Origin of the sequence: Mycobacterium sp. E2462 (genome assembly GCF_001672685.1) — a bacterium.
In the GTDB taxonomy this organism is placed as follows: domain Bacteria; phylum Actinomycetota; class Actinomycetes; order Mycobacteriales; family Mycobacteriaceae; genus Mycobacterium.
In genome coordinates, this window is record NZ_LZKC01000194.1 from 1 (window position 1) to 23080 (window position 23080).

A 23080-nucleotide genomic window follows, 5' to 3' on the forward strand; every position below is an offset into this window, starting at 1 on the left:
CGGCCCGCAGGTCGATGGGCAACTCGACGTCGACGGCGATCTCGTCGCCCGATTCGCCATGCCGACCGGCGACGGTCACGCGGTGGCGGGCGCCCACCGGATGCCGGTTGGCCAGCGCGACGGTGCACCGGGCGCCGCGCGGCGCGACCCGCGGGTGGTCGCTCATACCGCCGTCGACGTCGAGTTGCCCATCGACCTGCGGGCCGGTGACCTGCTGGCCGTGGCCTGCACGGGGGCCTATCACCACAGCATGGCGTCCAACTACACGATGGTGTGCCGCCCGGCCCTGGTCGCGGTGCGCGACGGCCGGGCGCGCGAGCTGGTCCGCCGCGAGACCATCGCCGACCTGCTGGCGCGTGACCGGGGCTGACATCGCGCCTCCCCGCCTGGCCTTTTCGCCGAGCGTAAGCGCACAGTGAAAAGTCAGGCCGAAAATCGCGGCCCGCTTACGCTCGCGGCGAGTGGGCCCTCAACCGTCCTGCAGCCGCGGGTCGGCCTCCAGGTGCGTCAGGCCGTTCCACATCAGGTTGACCAGGTGGGCCGCCACCACCTCTTTCTTGGGCTCGCGAGTGTCGAGCCACCACTGCGCGGTCATCGACACCGAACCGACCAACGCCTGCGCGTACAGCGGGGCCAGCTCGGCGTCCAGGCCGCGGCGGGCGAAGTCGCCGGCCAGGATCGAGCTGACCTGGCTCACGGCGTCGTTGAGCAGGCTGGAATAGGTGCCCGAGCTGATCGAGGCCGGGGAGTCGCGGATCATGATCCGAAAGCCGTCGGTGTGCTCCTCGACGTAGGTGAGCAGCGCCAGGGCCACCCGCTCGACCCGGACGCGGGACCGGTTGTTGGTCAGCGACGACGTGATGCCGTCGAGCAGGGCGGACATCTCGCGGTCGACGACCACGGCGTACAGGCCCTCTTTGCCGCCGAAATGCTCGTAGACGACGGGCTTGGACACGTTGGCGCGCTGCGCGACCTCCTCGATCGAGGTGCCCTCGTAGCCGCGTTCGGCGAACAGCGAGCGCGCGATCCCGATGAGTTGCTGGCGGCGCTCGGTGCCCGTCATCCGGGCCCGCGGCGCCCGCACCTCTTTATCGGGCTCTTTCGGGGTGTGGGAATCCGGCACGGCCACGTGCTCAGCGTATCGGCTCGGCGGGCCCGCATGGGGCGCCCGGGCGCCCACACCGTCTAAAGTCATTGGCGCGGTCCGCCCGCAATCCGTCGTGGTGTAATCGGCAGCACCTCTGATTTTGGTTCAGATAGTTCAGGTTCGAGTCCTGGCGACGGAGCATCTCGAGGAGGGTTGATGTCGTCTCGTGGTGACACCGCGGTCGTGGTGCTCGCGGCCGGACCGGGCACCCGCATGCGGTCGAACACCCCGAAAGTGCTGCACACCCTCGGCGGCCGCAGCATGCTGGCCCACCTGCTGCACGCGATCGCCAAGGTGGCGCCGCAGCACCTGGTCACCGTGTTGGGCCACGACAACGAGCGCATCGCCCCGATCGTCGCCGAGCTGGCCAGCGACCTGGGCCGCCCGATCGACGTCGCCCTGCAGGACCGCCCCCTGGGCACCGGCCATGCCGTGCGCTGCGGGCTGTCCGCGCTGCCGGAGGACTACGCCGGCCTCGTGGTCGTCACCTCCGGGGACACCCCCCTGCTGGACGCTGACACGCTGGCCGACCTGATCGCCAGCCACAGCGCCGGGTCGGCCGCCGCGACGGTGTTGACCACCACGCTGGACGACCCCAGCGGCTACGGCCGGATCTTGCGCACACCCGATGACGAGGTCACGGCCATCGTCGAGCATGCCGACGCAACGCCCTCGCAGCGCGAGATCCGGGAGGTCAACGCCGGCGTGTACGCGTTCGACGCGCCCGCGCTGCGCTCGGCGCTGAGCCGGCTGAGCTCCGACAACGCCCAGCAGGAGCTCTACCTGACCGACGTCGTCGCCATCCTGCGTGGCGACGGCCTGGCCATCCACGCCCGGCACGTCGACGACAGCGCGCTGGTGGCCGGGGTCAACAACCGCGTCCAGCTCGCCCAGCTGGGCGCCGAACTCAACCGCCGGCTCGTCGCCGCCCACCAGCTGGCGGGCGTCACGATCGTCGACCCCGCCACCACCTGGATCGACGTCGACGTGACGATCGGGCGCGACACCGTCGTGCACCCAGGCACCCAGCTGCTCGGACGCACCCGGATCGGCGGCGGCTGCGTCGTCGGCCCCGACACCACCCTGACCGACGTGACCGTCGGCGACGGCGCGTCGGTGGTGCGGACGCATGGCACCGAGTCGTCGGTGGGCGCCGGCGCCACCGTCGGGCCGTTCACGTATCTGCGCCCGGGCACCGTCCTGGGCGCCGACGGCAAGCTCGGCGCGTTCGTCGAGACGAAGAACGCCACGATCGGCACCGGCACCAAGGTCCCGCACCTCACCTACGTCGGCGACGCCGACATCGGCGAACACAGCAACATCGGCGCCTCCAGCGTGTTCGTCAACTACGACGGAACCTCGAAGTCGCGCACCACGATCGGCTCCCACGTGCGCACCGGCTCGGACACCATGTTCGTGGCCCCGGTGACGGTCGGCGACGGGGCCTACACGGGCGCGGGCACGGTGCTGCGCGACGACGTCCCGCCGGGCGCGCTGGCGGTCTCGGCCGGTCCGCAGCGCAACATCGAAGGCTGGGTGGCGCGCAAGCGGCCGGGCAGCGCCGCCGCGCGGGCAGCGGAGAAGGCGGCCGCGAATTCCGAGCCCGCCGCCGAACCCACGGCCGACCCCGCCGCCGAGCCCGAATAGACACCGTGCATTTGGCATCTGGCAACCCGGGCACTTTTCCGTACGATTCGCTTCGTACGATGGGGCGTTCCATTCCCCATCTCCACCCCGACACGGCGAGGGCAGTGCGTTGAGCCACGACTGGTCAGACAACCGCAAAAACTTGATGCTCTTCTCCGGTCGCGCGCACCCGGAGCTGGCCGAGCAGGTCGCCAAGGAGCTCGACGTCCACGTCACCGCGCAGACGGCCCGCGAATTCGCCAACGGCGAGATCTTCGTGCGGTTCCACGAGTCGGTGCGCGGCTGCGACGCCTTCGTGCTGCAGTCCGCGCCGTGGCCGGTCAACCGCTGGCTGATGGAGCAGCTGATCATGATCGACGCCCTCAAGCGGGGCAGCGCGAAGCGGATCACCGCCGTCATGCCGTTCTACCCCTACGCCCGGCAGGACAAGAAGCACCGCGGCCGCGAACCCATCTCGGCCCGGCTGGTCGCCGACCTGCTCAAGACCGCGGGCGCCGACCGGATCGTCACCGTCGACCTGCACACCGACCAGATCCAGGGCTTCTTCGACGGCCCGGTCGACCACATGCGCGGCCAGAACCTGCTGACCGGCTACATCCGGGACAACTACCCCGACGGCAACATGGTGGTCGTCTCCCCCGACTCGGGGCGGGTGCGCATCGCCGAGAAGTGGGCCGACGCGCTCGGTGGCGTCCCGCTGGCCTTCATCCACAAGACCCGCGACCCGCGGGTGCCCAACCAGGTGGTGTCCAACCGCGTCGTCGGTGAGGTCGCCGGGCGGACCTGCGTGCTGATCGACGACATGATCGACACCGGCGGCACCATCGCCGGTGCGGTGAAGCTGCTGCACGACGACGGCGCCAAGGACGTGATCATCGCGGCCACCCATGGCGTGCTGTCCGACCCGGCGTCCGAGCGCCTCGCGGCGTGCGGCGCCCGGGAGGTCATCGTCACCAACACCCTGCCGATCGGCGAGGAGAAGCGCTTCCCCCAACTGACCGTGCTGTCGATCGCCCCGCTGCTGGCCAGCACCATTCGCGCCGTTTTCGAAAACGGCTCTGTGACAGGGCTGTTTGACGGGGACGCCTAGATGGGCGGCACCGTCATCTATCACAACCCCAAGTGCAGCACCTCGCGCAAGACGCTGGAATTGTTGCGCGACAACGGGATCGAGCCCGAGGTGGTCCAGTACCTGAAGACCCCACCGTCGCGCGAGGAGCTGGCGCGGCTGATCCGCGACGCGGGCATCGAGGTTCGCGCCGCGGTGCGTAAACGCGAATCGCTGTACGGCGAACTGGGTTTGGCGGAGGCGGCCGACGAGGAGCTGCTCGACGCCATGGCCGAGCATCCCATCCTCATTGAACGTCCGTTCGTCGTGACACCCAAGGGCACCCGGCTGGCCCGGCCGATCGACGCGGTCCGCGAGATTCTGTGAAGGCGCGGCTGTATCGCGCCTGCGCCGCCGCGGTCGCGATCGGCGCCATGACGTGTGGGTGCGGGCCGGAAGCGCCTGACTACCAATCCGTTCTGTCGCGGACCACCACGACGACCACCAGCACCGCTGCGGCCGAGAAGCCCGTCCCGCTGTCGCAGTACCTGCAGAGCATCGGCGTCACCGGGACGCAGGTGGCCCCGGCGTCGCTGCACGACCTGACGGTGTCGATCCCGACCCCGCCGGGCTGGTCGCCGTTCACCAACCCGCACATCACGCCCGAGACGGTGATGATTGCTCAGGGCGGCAAGTACCCGACGGCGCGGCTGGTGGTGTTCAAGCTGACCGGGGACTTCGATCCGGCCCAGGTCGTCAAGCGCGGCAACGACGACGCGCAGCTGTTCGAGAACTTCAAGCAGCTCGACGCCTCCACCGCGCCGTTCAACGGGTTTCCGTCGTCGATGATCCAGGGCAGCTACGACCTGGACGGCATTCGCCTGCACAGCTTCAACCGGATCGTCATCGCCACCGGCTCGGCGCCCGACCACGCGCGCTATTTGGTACAGCTGACCATCACCGGCCTGGCCAATCAGGCGGCCGCGCAGTCCACCGACATCGAGACGATCATTCACGGCTTCGTCGTGGCGGCAGGTCACTAGGCTCTTCAGCCATGACCAATTGGACCGCGGCGGATCTGCCGTCGTTCGCGGGGCGCACCGTCGTGATCACCGGCGCTAACAGTGGGCTGGGCGCGGTGACGGCCCGCGAGCTGGCCGGCAAGGGCGCGACGCTGATCATGGCGGTCCGCGACGTCCGCAAGGGCGAGAAGGCCGCGCTGCACATCAGGGGCACCCATACCGGCCCGGTTGAGGTGCGCGAACTGGACCTGCAGGACCTGTCGTCGGTGCACCGGTTCGCCGACGGGGTGGACACGGTCGACGTGTTGATCAACAACGCCGGCATCATGGCGGCGCCGTACGCCCTGACGGTCGACGGGTTCGAGAGCCAGATCGGCACCAACCACCTCGGCCACTTCGCGCTGACCAACCTGCTGCTGCCCAAGCTGACCGACCGCGTGGTCAGCGTGTCGTCGATGGCGCACTGGGCGGGCCGCATCGACTTCGAGGACCTGAACTGGAAGAAGCGGCGCTACTCGCCGTGGCTGGCCTACAGCCAATCCAAGTTGGCCAACCTCCTGTTCACCAAGGAGCTGCAGCGGCGCCTCGGGGTGGCCGGCTCCCCGCTGCGAGCGCTGGCGGCCCACCCCGGCTACTCGCACACCAATCTGCAGGGCGCGTCTGGGCGGCGGCTGGGCGACGCGATGATGTCGGCCGTGACGCGGGTGGTCGCCACCGACGCCGACTTCGGCGCACGCCAGACGCTGTATGCGGCGTCACAGGACCTGCCGGGCAACACCTTCATCGGCCCGCGATTCGGCCAGGTCGGCCGCACCCAACCGGTGGCGCGCAGCCGGCGCGCCCAGGACGGCGCGGCCGCGGCGGCGCTGTGGGAGCTCTCCGAGCAGCTCACCGCGACCGAGTTCCCGCTCTGAGGTCGCTGTCCAGGGTGGTAGGCGAAGTGCCCGCCTCACAGCGACAACGCGGCGACCCGCTCCAGGGCGGTGGCGGCGAGCCCGTTCCAGGGTGGTAGGCAAGTGCCCGCCTCACAGCGACAACGCGGCGGACCCGTTCCAGGGCGGTAGGCGGCGAGCCCTGTCCAGGGTGGTAGGCGAAGTGCCCGCCTCGCAGCGACAACGCGGCGGCGCGCGCCGTTGTCGCTGTGAGGCGGGCACTTTGCACATGCCTTCCGTCCTGACCCTGACCCGCCTGCCGCCAATTTCCCCTCTCGCGCGCGGATGCGCTAACCTGGCCGGGCGTCACGGCGAGGGTGGCTGGTCGACCAGCACCGTTATCGACGGAGACCGACTTTCACACAGTCGCGACCTTGCCGTGCCCCCCAGAAGGTAACGAGCAGTCGAGGAGCGACAGCATGGCGAAGGCCGCCGCAGGCAACGAACTCAAGGTCACGGTGCGCAGCGCCACCGGCAAGGGCGCGTCCCGGCGGGCCCGCCGCGACGGCAAAATCCCCGCCGTCCTCTACGGCCACGGCACCGATCCCCAGCACCTCGAACTGCCCGGCCACGACTTCGCGGCCGTGCTGCGGCACGCCGGCACCAACGCGGTCCTGACCCTCGACATCGAGGGCAAGGAGCAGCTGGCGCTGACCAAGTCGCTCGACATCCACCCGATCCGGCGCAGCATCCAGCACGCCGACCTGCTGGTCGTGCGGCGCGGCGAAAAGGTCACCGTCGAGGTCACCGTCGTCGTCGAGGGCGACCCCGTCCCCGGCGCGCTGGTCACCCAGGAGGCCAACGCCATCGAGATCGAGGCCGAGGCCCTGTCCATCCCCGAGCAGCTGACCGTGTCGGTCGAGGGCGCCGAGGAGGGCACTCAGATCAACGCGGGCCAGGTCGAATTGCCTCGCGGCGTGAACCTGGTCTCCGACCCGGAGACGCTGGTGGTCAACGTCGTCACCGCCCCCACCGCCGAGGACCTCGAAGGAGAGGTCGCGCAGGAGGAGGCCGAGACGGCCGAGGCCGAAGAGGCTGGCGCGCCCGAAGAGATCGAGTAGGCGGTCCGCGACGTGGCCGAGCCGTTACTGGTCGTCGGCCTGGGCAACCCCGGGGACAACTACGCCCGCACCCGCCACAACGTCGGCTTCATGGTCGCCGACGTGCTGGCCGCGCGGCTGGGCTCGACATTCAAGGCGCACAAGCGATCCGGCGCCGAAATCGTCACCGGCCGGCTGGCCGGGCGTTCGGTGGTGGTCGCCAAGCCGCGCTGCTACATGAACGAATCCGGCCGCCAGGTGGGGCCGTTGGCGAAGTTCTACTCGGTGGCCCCGGCCGACCTAGTCGTCGTGCACGACGACCTCGACCTGGACTTCGGTCGGATCCGGCTCAAGATGGGCGGCGGGGAGGGCGGCCACAACGGCCTGCGCTCGATCGCTGCGGCGTTGGGCAGCAAGGACTTTCACCGCGTGCGCGTCGGCATCGGCAGGCCGCCGGGGCGCAAGGACCCCGCGGCGTTCGTGCTGGAGCCGTTCAACGCCGGCGAGCGCGCCGAGGTCCCCACGATCTGCGAGCAGGCGGCCGACGCCACCGAACTGCTGATCGAGCTGGGCCTGGAGCCGGCGCAGAACCGGGTGCACGCCTGGTAGGCGCGCGCCAGCACCCTAGGTGACCAGCGTGACCGAGTTGGATCGGCGCAGCTTGCCCGACGGCGTCTTCGGGATGGTCCCCGGCCCGAGCACCACCACGTTGCGCGGCCGCATGTCGACCTCGGCCACCACCTCACGGGCGACCTGGTGCTCGATGCGCCGGACCTCGGCCGGGTCCTGCCAGGCGTTGGATTCGACGGCGACGGCGAACGTCTCGCGGGAGTGGCCCGCGTCCAGACGCACGGCGACGGCGCAGCCGGGCCGCACGCCCTCGACGCGGCACGCGGCGCGCTCGATGTCGGTGGGGTAGATGTTGCGGCCCGCCATGATGATGACGTCCTTGACGCGGCCGCACACCACGACGTGACCCTCCTCGGTCAGGTAACCGAGGTCGCCGGTGTCATACCAGCCGTTCTCGTCCTGGGCCGGGATGAACCCGCCCATGGTCAGGTAGCCCGGTGTCAGGCTTTCGCCGCGCAACTCGATGACCCCGACGCCGCGGGCGGGCATCACGTCGCCGTTGTCGTCGATGATGCGGGCCTCGAGGTCGCGCAGCAGCGGCCCCAGCGTCGCCAGCCGGCGGGTGTTGCCCTTGGTGGCGGGCACGGCGCGGCGCAGGGCGGCCAGCAGGTCGGCGTCCACCTCGTCGACCACCAGGCCGGCGTCGCACTCGGAGAAGGAGACGGCCAGCGTCGTCTCGGCCATGCCGTAGGCCGGCAGGATCGCCGAGGGCCGCAGGCCGAACGGCGCGCCCGCGTCCAGCAGGTCCTCGACGTCGGCGGGCTCGACGGGCTCGGCGCCCGACAGGGCGAACCGCAGGGTGGACAGGTCGAAGTCGCCGGGCTTGGCGTTGCGGCGCAACCGCTTGGCCAGCAGCGCGTAGGCGAAGTTGGGGGCCGCGGTCATGGTGCCCTTGTACTTGTCGATCAGCTTGGCCCACAGCAGCGTGTCCCGCAGGAAGTCCATCGGGGTGACCTTGACCAGCTCGGCCCCGAAGTACATCGGGATGGTGAGGAAGCCGACCATCCCCATGTCGTGGAAGCAGGGCAGCCAGCTGACCATGACGTCGTGGTTGACGTCGTACTGGGCGCCGATGAACATCGCCTCGGCGTTGGAATAGATGTTGCGGTGGGTGATCTGCACGGCCTTGGGCGATCCTGTCGAGCCGCTCGTCAGCTGCATCAGCGCCAGGTCGTCCTCGCCCACCTCGACGGGGTCGATCGGGTCGGCGGCCAGCAGGTCAGCGACGGTGAGGACCTGGATGCCTTTCTCCTCGAGCACCGGGATGGCGACCAGGAATGGTTCCGAGACGATGACGGCCCGCGCCTCGATCATGCCGATGACGTTCATGGTGTCCTCGGCCCAGACGGCGAGGTCGGTGCGCGGGGTGGGCTGGTGCAGCATCGTCAGGCTGGCGCCGCGCATCCACAGGCCCTGCGCCGTCGGCGCGATCTCGACCGGGAAGCCGGCGAGCACGCCGACGGCGTCGCCGAGGCCGATACCCGCGGCGGCCAGGCCGCCGGCGATGCGCCGGGCGCGCTCGTGGACCTCGCCCCAGGTGTGCCGGACCGGTTCGTGAGGCTCACCGGTGACCATGCCCGTCGTCACGGTCCGGGCATTGCGGTACATCTTCTCGGTAAACCTGCTCACGCATACCTCCTCGGTTCGGGCTCGCTCCCCAGCGCCCGGGATCTGATAGTCCGCCTGCGGGAAAACACTTGACCGCAGGCGCGCCACGGTTGGGCGGCAGTCAGGTCTGCAATCGGTGCCGGCGCCTCGAGGGCGCGACGCCCGGCCGCCCACTGAGCGCGCGGGCGGCGCGGCCACGCCCGAACGATCAGTCGTCCGCCGGCAGGTCCGGCGGACGACGAATCAGTGTGATCTTGCTCAATGGTCTCGGTCACCGCGGCTTATCTTAAACTCCTCTTAGGGAGCCGCCCAAGCATTTGGCGATTTTGCGGCGGTTTTCACACTTCCGTCGGCGTCGGCACCACGCGGGCGCCGGCGACCGGCCCGCTGGCCACCCGCACGGTGCGGCAGACGCCGGCCCCGGCCACCTCGGCGCCCACCTCCACGGCCGACTCGGCCGACGAGCACAGGAAGGCGCACGTTGGCCCGGACCCGGACACGACGCCGGCCAGGGCGCCGGCCTGGACCCCGGCGCGCAGCGCGCGGCGCAGATCCGGGTTCAGGCTCACGGCGGCCGCCTGCAGCTCGTTGCCCAGCAGCGGCGCCAGCTGTTCGGCGTCGCCGGCCGCCAGCGCGGCTAGCACCGGCCCCGGGCCGGGCAGCCGCGGCGGGTCCCCCGTCTCGCGCAGCCGGTCGAGTTCGGCGAACACCTTGCGGGTCAGCAGCTCACCGTGGGCGAACGCCAGCACCCAGTGAAAGGTGTTCCGCGACAACACCGTCGCCAACTCCTCGCCGCGGCCGGTACCGAGCGCGGTGCCGCCGTGCAGCGCGAACGGCACGTCGCTGCCGAGCCGGGCGGCCAGCGCGTGCAGGTCGCGGCGCGGCAGACCCAGCTCCCACAGCGTGTTCATCGCGACCAGCACGGCGGCGGCGTCGGCGCTGCCGCCGGCCATGCCGCCGGCGACCGGGATCGACTTGTCAATCAAGATCGAGACGTCCGGCGCCCGGCCGACGTGCTCGGCCATCAGCTCGGCGGCCTGCCAGGCCAGGTTGCGCTCGTCGGTGGGCAACGTCGCGGCGCCCTCGCCGACGACCTCGAGCGAAAGGACGTCGGCGTTGCGGACCGTCACCTCGTCGAGCAGCGAGACGGCGTGGAAGATCGTGTTCAGCTCGTGGTAGCCGTCCTCGCGGCGGTCGCCGACCGCCAGGTAGAGGTTGACCTTGCCGGGCACCCGGACGGTGACCGAGCCGGTGGGCACCCACTGTGCGGCGGTGCTGCCGTCAGACGCTGACACCGCAGCAGACTATCGCGGGACGGCCCGCGGGCCTCGAGTTCAGCGCGCCGGGGCCTGCCGGTCGGCCGGTCCGGGGCTGGCCGCCTCCGGATCTGGGTCGGCTGAGCGCTGCAACAGCCGCACGAAGTCGTCGATGGCCAGCGTCTCGCCGCGGCGCGCGGGGTCGATGCTGGCGGCCAACAGGCGATTGGCCGACTCGTTGCCCGACCCGGCCCAGTCCACGAAGGCGTTGCGGCAGGTCTTGCGGCGCTGCGCGAACGCGACGTCGATCAGGTGGAAGACCTGCTTGCGAAAGTCCGGGTCGGTGGGCCACGGCGAGCTGGCGTACCGGTCGATGCGGACCAGCCCGGAGTAGACGCGGGGAATCGGCCAGAACACCGTCGGCGAGACCATGCCGCAGCGGCGCACCTGCCCGTAGTAGCGGACCTTCACGCTGGGCACGCCGTACTCCTTGCCGCCGGGCTCGGCGGCCAGGCGCTCGGCCACCTCGGCCTGCACCATCACCGTCACCACCCGGATGGAGGGGAACTCGGCCAGCAGGTGCAGCAGCGCCGGGACCGCCACGTTGTAGGGCAGGTTCGCCACCAGCGCGGTGGGCGCGTCGGCCACCTCGTCGCGGCGCAGGGTCAGGACGTCGCGGTTGAGCACCGTCAGGCGCCCGCTTTCGCTGTGCGAGTGCTCGGCGACCGTCTGCGGGAGCCGCGCGGCCAGCACGGGATCGATCTCCACGGCGGTGACGGCGGCCCCGCGTTCCAGCAGGGCCAGCGTCAGGGAGCCCAACCCGGGACCGACCTCCAGGACGTGATCGGCGCGGCCGACCCCGGCGGTCGACACCACGCGACGCACGGTGTTGGCGTCGTGCACAAAGTTCTGGCCGAGCGATTTGCGCGGCCGTACGTCAAGCTCCCTGGCCAGCTGCCTGATCTCGGTGCGCCCGAGCAGCCGGATGGTCAGCTCGCACCAGCTCGTCCGCTGCACACGGGCCAGGCTCCCCACCCCTGGCGCGCCCGCGTCACCTCGGCGATCGCGATCTGCTCCTCGCGGGTCGCCAGGTCGGCGCGCGCGGCGAAGCGCAGGCCGCCGTTGCGCTCCCAGGTGCCCTGATCGAACTGCACGCCACCGTAGTACCCGTTGCCGCTGTTGATCGCCCAGTTACCGCCGGCCTCGCAGCTCGCGATCGCGTCCCAGGTGGCGCCTTCGACCACCGGCGGGACGTCGGTTCCGGGCTTGGTGCCGACGCGCACCACGGCGTCACGGGCGGGCGTGATCACCGAGTTGGCGATGGGCAGCCGGCCGGTCTCGACCCCGTTGACGGTCGCGATGGCGTAGGTGACGTCCTGCGTGCCGGGCGCGCCCGGGTCTTCGACGACCTGACGGCTCATGTTCATGTCCGGGTCCTCGATCCGCCGGGCGAACGGCGGCAGCGCCGTCCGCTCGGTGACCCGCTGGATCCGGTTGCGGGTCACCAGGATCTCCATGCCGTCGGAGATGGGTGTGGTCGCCGCGGGCACCACCTGGTCGCTGTCGGCCAGCGGCGCGCCGGCGGCGCTGAGCAGGCCCCCGACGTTGGGCGCCGGCAGGTGCACGGTGCGGATCGCGCCGCCGTCGTTGATGCGGACCGTCTTCGCGCTGACGACCGGCAGCGCCATCCCGGCCAGGGGCACGCGGCTGCCCCGCGAGGCCGCCGCGGGCGCGGTGTCGGTCATGGCCAGCTGGGCCAGCGCCTCGTCGACGGTGGACGCGGTGGTCCACACCTGCTTGGTGTCGTGGCCGTCCAGCGAGATCTGCAACGGGCGGCTGCGCCGTAGCACGATCTTGCCGGCATCCCGCACGGCGACATCTGCGGCGGGATAGAGATCGTCACGGTCGTCGACGACGAAGCCGTTCTCCTGAACGACGTCGAGCACCCGGGACTTCATCGTGGTCACCTGCATCGCGATGCCGTCGACCGTCAGAGTCACCGTCTTGCACGCCGAAACCGCGAAACCGCCGGCACAAGCCAGCACTACCAGCAAGCCTCCGACGATCAACCGCAGCATCGGCGACGGACTCTGATGAAGTTTTGTCACTATGCTCAACGCGCGTCCCGACCTCAACAATTACTCAGCAAGCCATAAATGAAGGGCCCTAGGCGAGCCCCAAACCGTTCGATCACAAGACGGTAACGAACCGGCCAATGTTGGGCAACTCTGGCGCGGCGATGTTAGGAGAATCTCCCTACCGCCCGCGCCCGCTAGGGCGCCGGCAGGCCGTAGACCCGCCGGGCGTTGGCCGCCGTGACCTGCGCCACGTCCTCGGGGCGCCGACCGACGAGTTCGGCGATCGCCCGGACAGTATAAGGAAGGCAATATGGCTCGTTGGGCGCGCCGCGATAAGGATGTGGCGTCAGAAAAGGCGCGTCCGTCTCCACCAACAACTGCTCGTCCGGGATCAGCGAAACGGCGTCGCGCAGGGCGCGGGCATTGCGGAAACTCACGGTCCCGGACAGGCTGAGCAGCCAGCCGGAATCGACACAGCGCCGCGCCATGGCCGCGTCCGACGAGAAGCAGTGGAAGATCACGGTCTGTGGGGCGCCCTCGGCCGCCAGCACGTCGAGCACCGCGGCGTCGGCGTCGCGATTGTGGATCATCAGCGGTTTCCCGGCCCGCTTGGCCAGCTCGATGTGCCACGCGAACGCGTCGCGCTGCGCGTCCGGGGCGGCGCAGCCGTCCAAGCGCCCGGGCCAGTACAGGTCCATGCCGGTCTCGCCCACCGCCACCACCCGCGGGTGCGCCGCCAGCCGCTCGATCTCGGCGCGCGCGTCGTCGTCGAGGGCGTCGGCGCGCGTCGGGTGCAGGGCGACCGCGGCGTACACCCGGTCATCCCAGTCCGCGGCGCGGGTCACCCAGCGCGCCGAGTCGAGGTCGTCGGCGATGGTGACCACCGCGCCCACCCCGACCGCCGCGGCGCGGTCCACGATGGCGCGCACCGACGCGGCGTCGTGAGCGCCGCAGGCGTCGAGGTGGGTGTGGGCGTCGATCAGGGGCGCCAGCGGCGGCGGGGCGGGCGGCGCTTCGCGTTGTCGTCGGTCCGAGCTCACGGGCACACAATAAGGTGGTTTCTCGATGAGGCCGTTCTATGTCACCACCGCGATCACGTACCCCAACGGCAACCCGCACGTCGGGCACGCCTACGAGTACATCGCCACCGACGCCATCGCGCGCTTCAAGCGGCTCGACGGCTTCGACGTGCGGTTCCTGACCGGCACCGACGAGCACGGCCTGAAGATGGTCGAGACGGCGGCCGCCGAGGGCATCCCGACGGCCCAGCTGGCGCGGCGCAACTCCGACGTCTTCCAGCGGCTGCAGGAGAAGCTGAACATCTCCTTCGACCGCTTCATCCGCACCACCGACGCCGACCACCACGAGGCGTCCAAGGCGATCTGGCGCCGCATGGAGGCCGCGGGCGACATCTACCTGGACAGCTACTCGGGCTGGTATTCGGTGCGCGACGAGCGGTTCTTCGTCGAGTCGGAGACCGCCGTGGTCGACGGGACCCGGGTCGCCGTCGAGACGGGCACGCCGGTGACGTGGACCGAAGAGCAGACGTACTTCTTCCGGCTGTCGGCGTACGGGGACAAGTTGCTGGCCCACTACGAGGCCAATCCCGACTTCATCGCCCCCGAGGTGCGGCGCAACGAGGTCGTCAGCTTCGTCTCCGGCGGCCTGCGCGACCTGTCCATCTCGCGGACGTCGTTCGACTGGGGCGTCAAGGTGCCCGACCATCCCGATCACGTCATGTACGTCTGGGTCGACGCGCTGACCAACTACCTCACCGGCGTCGGCTATCCCGACACCGAATCCCCGCTGTTCCAACGCTATTGGCCGGCCGACCTGCACATGATCGGCAAGGACATCCTGCGCTTCCACACCGTCTACTGGCCGGCGTTTCTCATGTCGGCCGGGATCGAACTGCCGCGGCGGGTGTTCGCGCACGGGTTCCTGCTCAACCGCGGCGAGAAGATGAGCAAGTCGATCGGCAACGTGGTCGACCCGTTCGCGCTGGTCGACACCTTCGGCCTCGACCAGCTGCGCTACTTCCTGCTGCGCGAGGTGCCGTTCGGCCAGGACGGCAGCTACACCGAGGACGCCATCGTCACCCGAATCAACGCCGACCTGGCCAACGAGCTCGGCAACCTCGCCCAGCGATCGCTGTCGATGGTGGCCAAGAACCTCGACGGCGTGGTCCCCGAGCCCGGCGCGTTCACCGCCGAGGACGCCGAGTTGCTCGACGCGGCCGACGGCCTGCTCGATCGGGTGCGCGCCGCCTTCGACAGCCAGGCCATGCACCTGGCCCTGGAGGCCATCTGGCTGATGCTGGGCGCGGCCAACAGATACTTCTCCGCCCAGCAGCCGTGGGTGTTACGCAAGAGTGCGGCCGCGTCGGACCAACAGCGTTTTGGCACAGTGCTTTACACGACGTGCGAGGCCGTGCGCATCGCGGCGCTGCTCATCCAGCCGGTCTTGCCGGACTCCGCCGCCAAACTGCTGGAGCTGCTGGGCCAGCCGCCCGAGCAGCGCAGCTTCGCCGCCGTCGGTTCTCGGCTAACCCCGGGCACGGTGCTGCCGGCACCGAGCGGGGTGTTCCCGCGGTACCAGCCACCGAGCGACGACGGGCCGGCGAAAACGAAATGACCAGTGGTCATGGCGTCGCGTCGCCGATCTGGTGTCGGCCATATGTTCTGCCATAGGCCATAATCGGGCCGTGGACCGACGACAGAATCGGCAAACCGGGCAGTCCCCGATGACGGCCCTCAAGCAGCTGCCCGCGCTGGTGGTGCTGGAACGCATTCCGGTTCCCGTCCTGGCCATCGGCGACGACGGCAGCATCCTGTTCACCAACGGCGCGTTCGCCGAGATGGTGGGCTGCGACGCCGAGGAGATCCTGTCGCTGCGCTTCGACCAGATCTTCCACGACGCGCCCGCGTCGGAGTCCCTGCTCTCGACGGTGCACGCGCTGGCCAACGAGGTGGTCGGCCTGGTGCACAAGGACGGCTCGGTGGTGCGCGCGCTGATGAGCAAATCGGCCACCCGGCGCGCCGACGACCAATTCGTGCTCGCCGTGTTCCAGGATCTCACCGAACAACTGTGGAAAGACGGCGACTAACGCCGCACCGCTAGCGTCGGCGTGACTCGCGCCGGGTGCGCAGCACGATCACCGCGACGCCCACCACGGCCACCGCGGCCCACGCCCCGCCGAACCACCACAGCCACCCGCGATCCGCGTGACTCGCCGCGGTCGCGGCCGCCGCGGCGGCGGCCGCCGGCGAGTTCTCGACGATCACCGGGTCCTGCCCCTGGGTCGACAGCACCGCGACGCCCTTGAGGCGCTGCCAGCGCTTGACGTCGGTGTTGAGCCAGCGCAACAGCTCGTCGAGTTGGGCGGGCGCGCCGTTGGAGGTGGCGACCAACAGCGACCGGCCGCGGTTAAAAACCGTTTGCAGAGAAGCGAATCGCAGCGCCGGGTCCAACGACAGCTTCGTCGGCTTGCCGCCGGATTCGACGGCGTTGACCGTGATGGGCCCGCTGGGGCCCGCCGACACCGGCAGCGTGACGTCGGAGTGGTTCCACCCGTCGGCCGCGATCAGCACCGCGGGGTTGGGCGAGTCGAGCGCCTGTTGCACGCTGGTGACCGCGGTGTCGATGGGAATCGAGCTGATCCGCTGCAAGCCCACCATGAGGTTGACCGCGCGCACGGTGTCGATCAGCGACTTGTCACCGATGCCGACCTGCACCCGCGGCATCAGGGACTGCGGCACCGACTGCATGCCGTCGGGCACCGGGGGCGCGGCGCGGGTGCTCTGAATGGTGCTGTCGCCGTTGATGTTCAGGGTAAGCAGCTGATTCCCCGCGCCGGCGGTGTAGAAGTCCCCGCAGTGGCCGATGTTCGACGCGACGTCGAGCACCACGTCGACGCTGGTGTAGCGCTGCAGCAGCCGGTCGGGGACGTCGACCCAGCGGTCGATGACCCCCTGGCCGTCCGTCGGCCACTGGTCGATGTTCTCCGGGCCGACCGTCACGGCGATCCGGCCGCCGATGTTGGCCGGCGTCGGGGTGTAGGAGCCTTGCAGGTGCACCCGCACCCCGTGGATCGACCTGCCGAAGCGGGTTTGGTCCACGCCGATCGACACCCGGGGCTGCAACGAGGTGGCGTTGGCGAACTGCTGCCCGAGATCGCGCAGCTTGACGGTGTCGCCCGGCAGCTGCGGGGCGGTCTTCACCGACTCCGCCGACGCCCGGGCCGTCAGCGCCAGGTCGGACACGTCGCTGAAGAGCACGGCGGTGTCGGATTCCTCGGTCTTGCCCAATGGGCCCGAGACCTGCAGCCAGGTCGCGGTGCCGCCGCCCTGCACGGTCAGCCCGTTGTCCGACCCCTCCTTGACGACGACCTGGCGTTCCAACGGTTGCGGCGGCGTGGGCGGTGCCGTCTGCCCCTCGTTCAGCGGTACCACCGTGATCTCTGGCGTCTGCCGCCCATAGCGCGAGGCCGCCGAGGCGGCCAGCTGGATCGCGGCGCCGGACTCACCGGCGGTGGGCGATTGCGGCAGGAAGATGGTCAGCTTGCGCAGCACCGGCGGCAGGAAGTGCGCCACCGTCGTGGGCGGGCGTTCGACGCCGGTGTAGGTGACGGTGCCGTTGGTCAGCCGCAGCGGGCTCTCCGGGTAGAGGCAGAATCCGTCCAGCGGCACCAGGTACGTCCGCAGCGTCAGGGTCAGCCAGTTGTCGATGACCTCCGCGCCGGCCAGCGGGATGACGATCGGCGTCTGATCCGCGGTCGGCAGGTTCAGCCGCGCGATGGTGCGGTCGTCCTGAGTCACGGTGAGCGTCCCGGATCGCAGGTTGATCGGCAGTTCGACCGTCGCGTTCAGCGCGGCCGGCGTCAACCCCCGCAACACCGGCACCCTGAGCTGTTGGGACGTGGTCTGACCCCAGAACTCCAGGCTCGGGGCCAGCCCGAGGTCGCTCAGCGTCATGGTCGGCGAGTCGGTGGTGGTGGCACCCGGATCGGTGGGCGCGGCCCACGCCGCCGGCGCGCTCATCACCAGGAATCCGAGAACAGCGGCCAGCGCGGCACCTTTGCCCAGCCATCTCCGGTACGTCACCGGAGCAGTATTGCACTGTTGAACTCGCGTCAAGCCCAAGACCGGAAAGCCGTGTTGAGGGGGCGGGTTTCGCGTCTTAGGCGGATCCCGGCGCGCTCGTCGGCCCGTCGCCGGCGGGTTCGGCGGCGGTAGCCGTGGCGTGGCGCAGCGCCTCGCGGGCCAGGAACTGCCGGATGTAGGACAGCGACGCGTCGGTCACGATGCCGGGCAGCAAATAGCTCCAGATCTGCAGCAGCCGGCCGGCGCGTTCGCCGACCTCGCCCGCGTTCGTCCGGTCCCCGTGCTGCGCCGTGGCCATCAGTCGCAGCCCGAACATGGCGCCCACCATCGACACGCTCAGCGTCTGCGGGTCGATGTCCTCGCGCAGGTCACCCTCCTTGATGGCCCGCCGGGCCTGGGCGGTCATGGCCGCGATCAGGTCGCCGTAGAAACCCGCCGCCGCGGCGTTGTAACCGGCCAGCGCCGCGGCCAGCCGCTCGGCGATGCGGGCCTGTCTGTCGAGGGTCAGCACCTCGTTGACGGTGAAGGTGCCGTGGACCATGTTCTCCAGCCCCGGCGACGACGCCTTGCAGACGTTGCGGAACGCGTCGAGCAAGATCTCGGACCCCTCGGCGATCAGGGCCGCGGCCAGCGAGTCCTTGGAGTCGAAGTGGTGATAGAGGGCGCCCTTGGTCATCCCGGTGCGCTCGATGATCGTGGCCCACCCGGCGCCCGCATAACCCACCTCGCCGAACACGTCGATCGCGGCGTCGAGGATCTTGCGCCGCGTCGCCTCGGATCGGACCTGACGAGCCATTACCCCCCCTGCACAACGGTGTCTCGTCGAAGCGCAGATGATCTCTGGTCTTGCACATCCCGGTGAGGGCCTAAGATATCAGCTGCGCCGCCGCGCGGTTTCGGGCGCGAAGGCCCCGCCGGGGCCCGTCAGGGCTCCTCGTCGTCGGCGGTGCAGGTGTTGACCGCCAGCGTCGCGCGCCGCCGGACGAACTGGCGGAAGTAGTCGAGTCGGTCGGGCTTGAGGATGCCGGGCAGCAGCAGGTACCAGCATTTTTCGACGTCGCGCAGGAAGCGTTCCGGCTCGTCGAGGTCGCTGGTCTTGCGCAGCCCCATGTGCAGGGACACCAGCATGCGTCCCAAGTCTTGCGGCCCGCAGGACTCGGGGATGTCGCCCTCGGATATGCCCCGGGAGACGACGGCGCCCAGCGCCTCGACCCACTCGTTGAACAGCCGGGCCTGCAGCCCCTCGGCCCGCCCGACCGACTCGATCAGGTTCAGGCCGGCTCGGATCAGGTCCGACTGGATGTCCTGGACCGCGATCAGAAACGAGAAGTCGATCAGGGTCTCCAGTCCGGACAACCCCCGGGTCGACAGCTCGTCGACGGCGACCGCTGCGCCCGCGGTCTGCTTGTCGATGATCGCGACGGCCAGCGCGTGCTTGGACTTGAAATGGAAGTACATCGCGCCCTTGGTGAGCTCGGCCTCGGCGAGGATGTCGTCGAGGCCGACGTCGTGATAGGGCCGGCGCGCGAATTGATGGGACGCCGCGCGCAAGATCTGTCCGCGCGTCGCATCGGCGCGTCCATCGGTCGAGGTACCGGGCATCGTCGTGCGGACTCAGCGCCCGGCGGGTCGAAAACCGACGACAAGTATGGATTTACGGTCGTGGACAGGGGGCCGCCCGGTGCCGTCCCCGGCCCCGCGATCGGCTGAACCGGCCCCGCGACCGGCTCGACCGGCCACGCGACCGGAGTCGACGCGGCTCACGTCCACGACGCCTCGCTTGAGCGGAGCACTGAAACCTCGGTTCTCTAGCGGGCCACCGGCGATCTGACCTGCAACGTTGTGAACTCTCAGGCTACTCCAGACGCAAGCAGCCGCCAGTCACCTTAGTTGACGTGCTCGTCAAATACTTGCGGTCTACATCACAGCGTGTTGTCAAACTATTAGTATGTTTTGTACGTTATTGTCAGAAAGTCAGTTTGCGGCACCCCATCGCCACTGGACTTCGGTCCGGGCGGCAAGGCCAAGCAACACGCTCGTCTCTTCGAAAGGCGTTAGGGGAACCACATGGCGTTGAACACCAAGGCACCGGGGCCGCAGGCCCCGGGCTGTCGCGAGTTCCGCGGCCGGGGTGTGCAGTGATCGACTTCGGCGCGTTCCCCCCGGAGTTCAACTCCGCGCGGATGTACGCCGGTCCCGGCCCGGTGTCGCTGACGGCGGCGGCCCTGGCCTGGGACGGCTTGGCCGCCGAACTGCACTCGGCCGCCAGCACCTACCGGTCGGTGATCACGGGGCTGACCACCGCCCGCTGGATGGGCCCCACCTCGCTGGCGATGGCCTCGGCGTTCGCCCCCTACATGGCCTGGACCGCCGGCGCCGCGGCGCGGGCGGCGGAAGCCGCCGGCCAGGCGCGGCTCGCCGTGGAGATCTACGAGGCGGCCTTCGCGATGACCGTTCCGCCGCCGGCCGTCACCGCCAACCGCGTCCAGCTCGCCACCCTGCTGGCCACCAACTTCTTCGGGCAGAACTCCGCGGCGATCGCCGCCACCGAGGCCGAGTACGGCGAGATGTGGGCCCAGGACGCCGCCGCGATGTACGAGTACGCGGCGGGCTCGGCGGCGGCGTGCGACGTCACGCCGTTCCTGTCACCGCCCGACGTCGTCGACCCGGTCGGGGTGTCCAACCAAAGCACCGCGGTGAGCACCGCGCTCGGCATGTCCGCCACCCAGCACGCGGCGAACATCGTCTCCTCGGTGCCCACCACCCTGCAGACGCTGGCCTCCCCCACGACCGCCACCACCTCGTCGCTGGGTTCGACCCTGGGCTCCGCGGTGACCGGCAGCGTGACCAGCGCGGCCACCGACTCGACCTCCTCGTCGATCGTCTCCGCCCTGGTGTCCAGCGTCCCGGGCTCCATCCCCAGCTACTTCATGGCCGGCGCCACGCCGCTGTACGGCATGTCGTCCATCCTGGGCATCGCCCAGACCGCGCAGGGCCTGGCCAAGGCGGCCAGTGACGGCGCGATCGCCGCCGCCGGAACGGCCGCGAGCGCCGCCAGCTCCGGCGCCGGCGCGCTCGGCTCGCTGGGTTCCGGGGTGATGGGCAGCCTCGGCAGCGCGGCCTCGTTGGGCCCGCTGGCCGTGCCGGCCAGTTGGACCAGCGTCATCCCGTCGGCCAACCTCACCGCCGCGCTGCCCGCCGTCGCCATCAACAGCCCGTCGATGCCGCCCAGCATGTTGGGTTCGCTGCCGCGCCTGGCCGCCGCCTCCGGCAAGACGCTCGGCCCCCGCTACGGCGTCATTCCCACCGTGATGACGCGGCCCCCGTCCGCCGGCTACGGATAGGTCGGCTGATGCGCCGCCCGCCCCGACGAATCCAGCCCAGCCCGCCACGAAAGGAGCGGTAAGTGAAGTACACGCCCACCAGAATCGCCGGGCTGACGATCATCGACCTCGAGCCGCAACGCGATCACCGCGGCTTCTCCTCGCGATCGTTCTGCGCGCGCGAATTCGCCGACCGCGGGCTGGTGTTCGACGTCGCGCAGACCGAGAACCTGTTCAGCTACACCCGCGGAACGGTGCGGGGGCTGCACCGGCAGGCGCCGCCGCACGCCCAGACCAAGCTGGTCCGCTGCAGCCGCGGGGCCATCGCCGCCGTCACCGTGGACATCCGGCCCGAGTCGCCGACCTACCGCACCCAGGTGATGGTCGAGCTGAGCGCCGACAACCACCGCGCGCTGTTCCTGCCGCCCTACGTGGCGCACGGGTTCCAGACGCTGATCGACGACACCGAGGTCAGCTACCAGCTCAGCGGCCAGCGGGCGCCGCTCGGCGAGCAGGGCTTCCGGTGGAACGACCCCGAATTCGCCATCGTGTGGCCGCTGCCGGTCACCGTCATCTCCGAGCAGGACGCCACGTGGCCCTCGCGCACCGCCGAGTTGGCGCCCGTCGAGACGGCGGCACGGCTCGGGCAGCTCTGCGCGAAGGCCGACCGGTGAGCGCGCCGATATGTCCGGCCCCGACCGGCATGCAGGCCTGGCCGCACCAGCGGACGCGTAAGCGGGCACCGGCCGTGATGATCTCGTTGCCCGGCGACCCGGCCGACGGCCTCCCGGCGAGCGCCGCACCCGCGACCGCACCGGCGCGGCGCTGGCAGCGCCAGTTCGCGCGGCGGCTGCGGCTGTCCGACACCGCGATCGTGTGCGCGTCGGTGCTGCTCGCCCAGTACGTCCGGTTCGGCGAGATCGCGAACACCTCGGGCTACCCCGACGCCGTCATGACGTTCTTCTCGGTCCTGTTCGCCGCGTTGTGGCTGTCGGCCCTCGCGGTGTTCCAGACCCGCTCGGCGCGGGTCATCGGGGCGGGCATCGACGAGTACCGGCGCATCGGCAGCGCGTCGTTCTGGACGTTCGGCATCATCGCGATGGTCACCCTGCTGGCCAAGGTGGACCTGGCCCGCGGCTACCTGGCGATCGCCCTGCCCGCCGGGACGCTGGGGCTGCTGGCCAGCCGCAGCCTGTGGCGCACCCACATCAGCCGCCTGCGGGCGGCCGGCCAGTGCCGCACGACGGTGCTGGCGATCGGCGACCGCACGGCCGTCTCCCACCTCGCGCACGAGCTGGCCCGCAACCCGAAGAGCGGCTGCGTGGTGGTCGGGGTCTGCATCCCGGGCTACGGCCCGGCGCGCGGCAAGACGCTGACCATCGACGGCCGCGAGGTGCCCATCCTCGGCGACGAGACCGACGCCCTGGCCGCCCTCGAGCGCTGCGGCGCCGACACCGTGGCGGTGACGCGCACCGAGCACTTCGGCGTGCAGGCCATCCGCGAACTGATGTGGCAGTTGGAGAGCCGCGACGTCGACCTGGTCGTCGCCCCCGGCGTGGTGGACGTCGCCGAGGCGCGGCTGACCCTGCGGCTCACCTCCGGATCGCCGCTGCTGCACGTCGAAAAGCCGCAGTACGAAGGCACCCAGCGCTTCCAGAAGCAGGCCTTCGACGTGTGCTTCTCGCTGGCGGCGCTGCTCGCGACGCTGCCGATCCTGCTGGTCGCCGCGATCGCCATCAAGCTGACCAGCAGGGGACCCGTCTTCTATCGGTCGGAGCGGATCGGCATCGACGGGCAACCGTTCACCATGCTCAAGTTCCGCACGATGATCGACGGGGCCGACCGGCAGCTCGGGCAGCTGTTGACGCTCAACGACTCCGCCGGCGGCATGCTGTTCAAGATGCGCAGCGACCCCCGGGTCACCCCCGTCGGCAGGTTCCTGCGGCGCTTCAGCATCGATGAGCTGCCCCAGTTCCTCAACGTGGTCAAGGGCGACATGAGCGTCGTCGGGCCGCGGCCGCCGCTGCGCCGCGAGGTCGAGAACTACGACGGCGACGTGCGGCGGCGGCTGCTGGTCAAGCCCGGCGTCAGCGGGCTGTGGCAGGTGAGCGGGCGCTCGGACCTGTCGTGGGACGAGTCGGTGCGGCTGGACCTGTCCTACGTCGACAACTGGTCGATGGCCGGTGACCTCATGATCATCGCCAAGACGGTCAAGGCCGTCCTGACCAGCCACGGCGCATACTAGGG

General features: G+C 70.3%; 21 protein-coding genes, 1 tRNA gene and 1 pseudogene. 14 read left to right on the top strand and 9 right to left on the bottom strand.

Annotated elements, in window-relative coordinates; translation table 11 throughout:
- Positions 1-370, top strand: a pseudogene (locus tag A5714_RS27070) (diaminopimelate decarboxylase); the annotation flags it as partial.
- Positions 371-469: 99 nt separating this feature from the next.
- Here the strand turns inward: A5714_RS27070 and A5714_RS09630 are convergent.
- Entirely contained in the window at positions 470-1063 is a 594-nt protein-coding gene (locus A5714_RS09630; RefSeq protein WP_068065204.1) for a TetR/AcrR family transcriptional regulator, read from the bottom strand.
- A 151-nt stretch (positions 1064-1214) separates the two neighbouring features.
- Here A5714_RS09630 and A5714_RS09635 point away from each other — a divergent pair.
- The 8 genes from A5714_RS09635 to pth all read left to right on the top strand — a co-directional run bounded on the left by A5714_RS09635 (position 1215) and on the right by pth (position 7445).
- Positions 1215-1286 (top strand) — tRNA-Gln (locus tag A5714_RS09635).
- Positions 1287-1303: 17 nt separating this feature from the next.
- Positions 1304-2794 (top strand): bifunctional UDP-N-acetylglucosamine diphosphorylase/glucosamine-1-phosphate N-acetyltransferase GlmU, encoded by a 1491-nt coding sequence (gene glmU / locus A5714_RS09640; RefSeq protein WP_068284824.1) that lies wholly within the window; start codon positions 1304-1306, stop codon positions 2792-2794.
- A 109-nt stretch (positions 2795-2903) separates the two neighbouring features.
- Positions 2904-3884 (top strand): ribose-phosphate diphosphokinase, encoded by a 981-nt coding sequence (locus A5714_RS09645; protein WP_068065207.1) that lies wholly within the window; start codon positions 2904-2906, stop codon positions 3882-3884.
- Positions 3885-4229, top strand: coding sequence for an arsenate reductase (glutaredoxin) (arsC, locus tag A5714_RS09650; protein WP_068065208.1), 345 nt, complete (start codon positions 3885-3887; stop codon positions 4227-4229).
- A gap of 47 nt (positions 4230-4276) precedes the next feature.
- Positions 4277-4885 (top strand): LpqN/LpqT family lipoprotein, encoded by a 609-nt coding sequence (locus A5714_RS09655; RefSeq protein ID WP_068065601.1) that lies wholly within the window; start codon positions 4277-4279, stop codon positions 4883-4885.
- Positions 4886-4896: 11 nt separating this feature from the next.
- Positions 4897-5778, top strand: coding sequence for an oxidoreductase (locus tag A5714_RS09660; protein ID WP_068284826.1), 882 nt, complete (start codon positions 4897-4899; stop codon positions 5776-5778).
- 437 nt (positions 5779-6215) lie between these two features.
- Positions 6216-6857, top strand: a complete 642-nt coding sequence (locus A5714_RS09665; protein ID WP_068065210.1) for a 50S ribosomal protein L25/general stress protein Ctc — start codon at positions 6216-6218, stop codon at positions 6855-6857.
- A gap of 12 nt (positions 6858-6869) precedes the next feature.
- Positions 6870-7445 carry an aminoacyl-tRNA hydrolase gene (gene pth, locus A5714_RS09670; protein ID WP_068065213.1) on the top strand — a complete coding sequence of 192 codons (576 nt, stop codon included), beginning with the start codon at positions 6870-6872 and terminating at the stop codon, positions 7443-7445.
- A 15-nt stretch (positions 7446-7460) separates the two neighbouring features.
- Here pth and A5714_RS09675 read toward each other — a convergent pair whose 3' ends face one another.
- From A5714_RS09675 to A5714_RS09695, 5 genes are all read right to left on the bottom strand, one after another.
- Positions 7461-9095: a fatty acyl-AMP ligase gene (locus A5714_RS09675; RefSeq protein ID WP_068284827.1), complete on the bottom strand. Its 1635-nt coding sequence runs from the start codon at positions 9093-9095 to the stop codon at positions 7461-7463.
- 317 nt (positions 9096-9412) lie between these two features.
- A complete protein-coding gene (locus A5714_RS09680) occupies positions 9413-10369 on the bottom strand; it encodes a 4-(cytidine 5'-diphospho)-2-C-methyl-D-erythritol kinase (RefSeq protein ID WP_068065217.1) in 957 nt (318 codons plus the stop codon).
- 39 nt (positions 10370-10408) lie between these two features.
- Positions 10409-11356: a 16S rRNA (adenine(1518)-N(6)/adenine(1519)-N(6))-dimethyltransferase RsmA gene (rsmA, locus tag A5714_RS09685; protein ID WP_068065603.1), complete on the bottom strand. Its 948-nt coding sequence runs from the start codon at positions 11354-11356 to the stop codon at positions 10409-10411.
- Positions 11320-12408, bottom strand: a complete 1089-nt coding sequence (locus tag A5714_RS09690; protein ID WP_068065221.1) for a resuscitation-promoting factor — start codon at positions 12406-12408, stop codon at positions 11320-11322. The genes rsmA and A5714_RS09690 overlap by 37 nt, the downstream gene beginning before the upstream one ends.
- A gap of 194 nt (positions 12409-12602) precedes the next feature.
- Entirely contained in the window at positions 12603-13454 is an 852-nt protein-coding gene (locus A5714_RS09695; protein WP_068065224.1) for a TatD family hydrolase, read from the bottom strand.
- 19 nt (positions 13455-13473) lie between these two features.
- Here A5714_RS09695 and metG point away from each other — a divergent pair, with 19 nt between their 5' ends.
- Together metG and A5714_RS09705 are read left to right on the top strand one after the other, a co-directional pair.
- A complete protein-coding gene (gene metG / locus A5714_RS09700; RefSeq protein ID WP_068065226.1) occupies positions 13474-15042 on the top strand; it encodes a methionine--tRNA ligase in 1569 nt (522 codons plus the stop codon).
- Positions 15043-15151: 109 nt separating this feature from the next.
- Positions 15152-15514 (top strand): PAS domain S-box protein, encoded by a 363-nt coding sequence (locus A5714_RS09705; protein ID WP_068065233.1) that lies wholly within the window; start codon positions 15152-15154, stop codon positions 15512-15514.
- Positions 15515-15524: 10 nt separating this feature from the next.
- Here the strand turns inward: A5714_RS09705 and A5714_RS09710 are convergent, their stop codons facing one another.
- The 3 genes from A5714_RS09710 to A5714_RS09720 form a co-directional block, all read right to left on the bottom strand.
- The gene (locus A5714_RS09710) at positions 15525-17447 is read right to left on the bottom strand and encodes a hypothetical protein (protein ID WP_369829435.1); all 1923 of its coding nucleotides are present in this window, start codon (positions 17445-17447) and stop codon (positions 15525-15527) included.
- 139 nt (positions 17448-17586) lie between these two features.
- Positions 17587-18306 carry a TetR/AcrR family transcriptional regulator gene (locus A5714_RS09715; RefSeq protein ID WP_068284829.1) on the bottom strand — a complete coding sequence of 240 codons (720 nt, stop codon included), beginning with the start codon at positions 18304-18306 and terminating at the stop codon, positions 17587-17589.
- Between the two features lie 128 nt (positions 18307-18434).
- Positions 18435-19112: a TetR/AcrR family transcriptional regulator gene (locus A5714_RS09720; RefSeq protein WP_068065238.1), complete on the bottom strand. Its 678-nt coding sequence runs from the start codon at positions 19110-19112 to the stop codon at positions 18435-18437.
- A 536-nt stretch (positions 19113-19648) separates the two neighbouring features.
- On the opposite strand from A5714_RS09720, the gene A5714_RS09725 reads away from it, so the two are divergent.
- From A5714_RS09725 to A5714_RS09735, 3 genes are all read left to right on the top strand, one after another.
- Positions 19649-20854, top strand: a complete 1206-nt coding sequence (locus A5714_RS09725; protein WP_068065241.1) for a PPE family protein — start codon at positions 19649-19651, stop codon at positions 20852-20854.
- A 62-nt stretch (positions 20855-20916) separates the two neighbouring features.
- Positions 20917-21507, top strand: coding sequence for a dTDP-4-dehydrorhamnose 3,5-epimerase family protein (locus tag A5714_RS09730; RefSeq protein WP_068065245.1), 591 nt, complete (start codon positions 20917-20919; stop codon positions 21505-21507).
- Between the two features lie 77 nt (positions 21508-21584).
- Entirely contained in the window at positions 21585-23078 is a 1494-nt protein-coding gene (locus A5714_RS09735) for a sugar transferase (protein ID WP_231975855.1), read from the top strand.
- Positions 23079-23080: the final 2 nt, after the last annotated feature.

What these genes read in the sequence shown, in the direction of transcription:
- A5714_RS09630 (WP_068065204.1), bottom strand. Translation starts at nt 1,063, where the DNA reads ATGACGGGCACCGAGCGCCGCCAGCAACTCATCGGGATCGCGCGCTCG.
- glmU (WP_068284824.1), top strand. Translation starts at nt 1,304, where the DNA reads ATGTCGTCTCGTGGTGACACCGCGGTCGTGGTGCTCGCGGCCGGACCG.
- arsC (WP_068065208.1), top strand. Translation starts at nt 3,885, where the DNA reads ATGGGCGGCACCGTCATCTATCACAACCCCAAGTGCAGCACCTCGCGC.
- A5714_RS09655 (WP_068065601.1), top strand. Translation starts at nt 4,277, where the DNA reads ATGACGTGTGGGTGCGGGCCGGAAGCGCCTGACTACCAATCCGTTCTG.
- A5714_RS09660 (WP_068284826.1), top strand. Translation starts at nt 4,897, where the DNA reads ATGACCAATTGGACCGCGGCGGATCTGCCGTCGTTCGCGGGGCGCACC.
- A5714_RS09665 (WP_068065210.1), top strand. Translation starts at nt 6,216, where the DNA reads ATGGCGAAGGCCGCCGCAGGCAACGAACTCAAGGTCACGGTGCGCAGC.
- A5714_RS09690 (WP_068065221.1), bottom strand. Translation starts at nt 12,408, where the DNA reads ATGCTGCGGTTGATCGTCGGAGGCTTGCTGGTAGTGCTGGCTTGTGCC.
- metG (WP_068065226.1), top strand. Translation starts at nt 13,474, where the DNA reads ATGAGGCCGTTCTATGTCACCACCGCGATCACGTACCCCAACGGCAAC.
- A5714_RS09705 (WP_068065233.1), top strand. Translation starts at nt 15,152, where the DNA reads ATGACGGCCCTCAAGCAGCTGCCCGCGCTGGTGGTGCTGGAACGCATT.
- A5714_RS09710 (WP_369829435.1), bottom strand. Translation starts at nt 17,447, where the DNA reads ATGAGCGCGCCGGCGGCGTGGGCCGCGCCCACCGATCCGGGTGCCACC.
- A5714_RS09715 (WP_068284829.1), bottom strand. Translation starts at nt 18,306, where the DNA reads ATGGCTCGTCAGGTCCGATCCGAGGCGACGCGGCGCAAGATCCTCGAC.
- A5714_RS09720 (WP_068065238.1), bottom strand. Translation starts at nt 19,112, where the DNA reads ATGCCCGGTACCTCGACCGATGGACGCGCCGATGCGACGCGCGGACAG.
- A5714_RS09735 (WP_231975855.1), top strand. Translation starts at nt 21,585, where the DNA reads ATGATCTCGTTGCCCGGCGACCCGGCCGACGGCCTCCCGGCGAGCGCC.